This window comes from Arthrobacter sp. JCM 19049 (assembly GCF_001310435.1).
Map to the genome: position 1 here is coordinate 1 of NZ_BAXF01000574.1, position 1,240 is coordinate 1,240.

The window sequence follows — 1,240 nt, forward strand, 5'->3', positions numbered from 1 at the left end:
CGTCGCCCGCGCAAGCCTTCACCCGATCCGCCAGAACCGCACCGGTTCTGGCGGATCGGCTCGTTAACCGGCAGTTGCGCGCACCGGGCAATTGTTGCCATATCGATGCCGTCACCGGATGGTTAACTAGCTAAATTCCCAGCTGCGCTAGGTAGATTGAACCTAGTGCCATCGTATGAAAGGAGCCGCCCGTGACGCACAGCACCAGTACCCGCCCGATGATCGCGCGTGCGGGCAGACCATGAGCGCGCCATTGCAGGACCATTTGATCGGCCAGCTGCTCGATGACCGCTACCGGCTGGATGAGCTGATCGGGTACGGCGGCATGTCGCGGATCTACCGCGCCGTTGACGAGCGGCTGCACCGACCGGTGGCCGTGAAGATCCTGAACGACAACTACGCGCGTGATCCCCAGGTGCGGGAGCGTTTTGCCTCCGAGGCGGTGATCGCGGCGAACATCAACCACCCGAACGTGGTCTCCACCCGCGACCACAACGCCTCGGGCAGCCTGGTCTACCTGGTGATGGAGTTCGTGCGCGGCCAGAACCTGCACGAGCTGATCAGCCGGCGCGGGCGGTTGACCCCGCGCCAGACGCTGAGCGTGCTGGAGAGCATCTGCCGCGGGCTGGCCGCCGCGCACCGCGAAGGCATCGTGCACCGGGACATGAAGCCGGGCAACGTACTGATGGCCGACAACGGCGAAGTGAAGATCACCGACTTCGGTCTGGCCCGGGTCGCCACCGCGCACACCCAGTCCAGCACGCTGCTGGCGACCCTGCAGTACGCCTCACCGGAGCTGGTCTCCGGCCAGCCGGCGGATTCGCGCAGCGACATCTACGCGGTGGGCGTGATGATCTTCCAGATGCTCACCGGCCAGCTGCCCTACCCGGATGCGACCGTGCCGGCGCTGATGCGCCACCACCTGGAATCCGAAACCCCGCTGCCCTCCACCCGCGTGCCGGGCCTGGCCCAGGACCTGGACGAGCTGGTGCGCTTCTGCACCGAGAAGGACCCGGAGAACCGGCCGCAGGACGCCGGGTTCCTGCTTGACGAGGTGATCCAGATCGGCGCCACGCTCAGCGACGAGCAGCTGGATCTGGGGGCGGACGCCTACGGCGGGATCGGTGATCTCATCCCGGACTCGGTGCAGCACCCCACCACCGTGCAGCAGCGCCTGGATCATTGGCAGCGCGAACGCGAGGCGCAGCGCGACCCGTGGTGGGTGCGGCCCAACGCCGCC

At 67.2% G+C, this 1,240-nt stretch carries 1 protein-coding gene; it reads left to right on the forward strand.

Annotated elements, in window-relative coordinates:
- Positions 1 to 241 precede the first annotated feature (241 nt).
- On the forward strand, positions 242 to 1,240 hold a 999-nt coding region (locus JCM19049_RS14575; RefSeq protein WP_279403294.1), incomplete at its 3' end, for a protein kinase.